This is a genomic window from Argonema antarcticum A004/B2, assembly GCF_023333585.1.
GTDB lineage: Bacteria > Cyanobacteriota > Cyanobacteriia > Cyanobacteriales > Aerosakkonemataceae > Argonema > Argonema antarcticum.
The window spans coordinates 1-3,132 of record NZ_JAIQZN010000204.1 but is presented as its reverse complement, the minus strand read 5'-3'; the positions used below and the strand labels follow the sequence as shown (position 1 = coordinate 3,132).

Annotated in this window: 1 protein-coding gene; it reads left to right on the top strand. The window is 43.7% G+C overall.

The window, feature by feature from the left end:
* Positions 1-126 precede the first annotated feature (126 nt).
* Positions 127-3,108, top strand: a complete 2,982-nt coding sequence (locus LAY57_RS35210) for an Ig domain-containing protein (protein WP_249072082.1) — start codon at positions 127-129, stop codon at positions 3,106-3,108.
* The last annotated feature ends 24 nt before the right edge of the window (positions 3,109-3,132 follow it).

Below are 3,132 nucleotides of genomic sequence, written 5' to 3'. Positions count from 1 at the left end.
CTAGATGAAAGTCCATTGTTCTTTACCGGTATAATGTAGCGATCGCTACATTATACCCCATTATGCCGCAAGACCCGTCTTGATAGCAGCTTCTCAGACAGCGACTACAACGACGTAATTTTTCAGATGACGGGTGCTGCTAGTAATAATACGCCGCTCCTCGATGATAAAATTAACCCACAGCGGGATTGGCGCACCATTCCGGTGGGACAAAAAATACTAACTTCCCTGTACTTTCCCCCATCGATAGAACTGCGAGAACAAAATAACTTTACTACCAGTTGGTCAAAGACTTTTGAAATTGCCCCCGGTACATCCCAACTTTCCTTTACCATCGATAACCTTTCCTTCGATACCACCGACACCAAATCTATCAAAGATGCTTTTGAAGCTGCTTTGGTAGACGAGAATGGAAATTCGTTAGTCCACACAGTTGGGATAGGAAAAAATGCCTTTTTCAATTATAGCGAAGGTCAATCGCCTGCACTGGCGACTGGGGTTACCTTTAGTAATAAAATTGTCAGTTTGAATTTATCTGCACTGCCGAAAAAAACTCAGGCAACGCTAAAACTGAAATTGGTAAATAACGACCGAGACATTAATACAATAGCGCGAATTTCTAATCTAGAAATCAAACCAAATTCTACGTTTTCCCCGCCTGTTTCCGTTCCTTTTACCTCAGATAGTACCGCTACATCTAAAGTTGATTTTAGCAAACTGTCCGACGTATCTAATTCCATCGCCGCTACTTACGGACAAACTTCGTTTAACGAAGATACTGATATTCTTTACACTGACTTAGCGGTAAAAAATGCCGGACAGTACCCGATAAAAGGAACGCTGCTAGTGGGAGTTACCAATATCAGCGACCCGTCGGTGCGACTTTTGAATGCTGACGGTACTACGCCAGCCGGAATTTATTATGTAGATTATAGCAAATTACTGGCATCTGGAACGCTAGCGCCAACTTTATCGACGGCCAGAAAAACTCTTTTATTTGACAATCCCAGTGGCGTTCAATTCACTTACGACTTAGTATTCTTAAGCCAAGTAAACTCAGACCCTGAGTTTACCACAAATCCCGATATCGAAGCAATCGTCGGCAAACCTTATATTTACGATGCCGATGCTACCGATGCCGATAAAGATAGTTTAACCTATTCAGTATTATCTGGGCCAGATGGATTAGTTGTGGATAGCGCGACTGGAAAGATAACCTGGAATCCCACCGCAGCAGATATCGGCAATCACAATATAATTATTAAAGTTAAAGATAACTTTGGTGGAGAAGCGACACAGCAATATAATTTATCCACCATCAATCCCCCACCAAATCGACCGCCACTATTTACTTCAATTCCAATTGTCGATGCCAAAGTAAATACAGCTTATAAATATGAAGCACTAGCTAAAGATGATGATGGAAATCAACTGACATTTTCTTTAGTAGAAGCACCAGTTGGCATGACTGTTAACGCAAATACCGGGGTAGTAACTTGGATGCCAGATGGCAATCAACTGGGTAAAGTAAATATTAAATTAAAAGTAGAAGATGGTGTAGGCGCTACGGCAGAACAAGCTTATCAGATTTTAACACAAATCGAACCGGGGAATCGCGCACCCTTCATTCTGAGTGAGCCTGTAACCCAATTTAATATTCAGAACGGAGGAAATTCAAAAAGCGGCAATGTCAGTCCCTTCAGCATTGACTTAAACCTGACTCCAGGGGCAGTTGCCACCAAGCCAATTTCGCTTACCCTACCATCAAACGATACCGCAAATGCAACCGATATGGTGTTTGTGGTAGACCGCTCCGGCTCGATGGGAGGCGAATTCAGATGGCTTGGCAATATCTTACAAGATTTAGACCAAAACCTTCAACTTAAAGGTATAAGCCCCAACCGTTATGGAATTATTACTTACGACACGACTGGGCAATTTTTAAACGTTCCTAGTGCCGGAAACTACTTAACAATCAATCTTTTCGGGCCAGATAACCAGTATATCGACAGCCGCACCATCTACGGTGGAGAGTGGCCGGATAGCGTACCGTCTATGACCCTACCAACGGATGGAAATTACACTTTACTTGTAACTTCTCCTTATGCTACTGCGCCCTTCCAATACGGTTTTCAATTCACTGCCAATCCCGCTGTCTCCGATATCAGCATTCCATCAATTTCTTCAGAAACCACAATTCAACCCCTCCAACTGAATACTGCCATCACCGGGTTAATTGGGGCAAGCAATGAAAAAGATATTTTTACCTTCAATGCTACTGCTGGAACAACGCTTTACTACGATAGTTTAGAAGTTGACTACGATGGCATTAACGTCAGCTTGCTGAGTCCCAACGGCAACTTAATTATCAACAATTCTAGTTCCGACTACGATATCGGTCCTATCACTCTTCAAGAAACGGGCACTTACAGTTTAATTGGACGCAGTTACAGTCAGACTGGAGATTATAAATTCCAGTTGAAAGAAGCGGGAGAACAACAGCCTCTTTCCTTTTCTACCCCTATTACCAACACTCTTAACTCCGGTTTTGAGACGGCATTTTACCACTTAGACGGCACGCCCGGTCAGCGTTTATATTTTGATAGCTTAACTAATGCCAATGGTTCCTGGTATCTTTACAAACCCGACAACCAATACCTTTCCAGCAACTCCCTTTCCGGCGACTTCGAGGTAACGCTGCCCTTTGAAGGGCCTTACACTTTGCTGGTGAATGGCGATAATACCAGCAGCAATCCAGTTCCCTACAGCTTCCAAGTCCTTTCTTTACCGACAGCGCCAAGCTCTGACTCACCGCCTGGAATCGCCCTCACCTTAAATGAGCCTGTAACTGGCTCTCTTGCTCTCGCCAACGAGCAAGATGTTTTCACCTTCAGCGGCACTATTGGACAGCAGATTTACTACGATGGTTTGGCAGCCGACAGCAGTTACATTTATGCCAATTTGGTCAGTCCGTCCGGTCGAACAATCTTTTCTACTTCTGCCAACTCCAACGCAGGTTTGCACACCCTGCAAGAGGCAGGTACTTACCGTTTAACCCACATTCCGCACCCTCAACTGTCACACATCAACAAAAAGCCAATTCAATAGTACATAAGAACTAAGGCCAAACCA

Bases quoted from the DNA above. Each gene is read 5' to 3' on its own strand.
- LAY57_RS35210 (WP_249072082.1), top strand. From the start codon at position 127: ATGACGGGTGCTGCTAGTAATAATACGCCGCTCCTCGATGATAAAATT.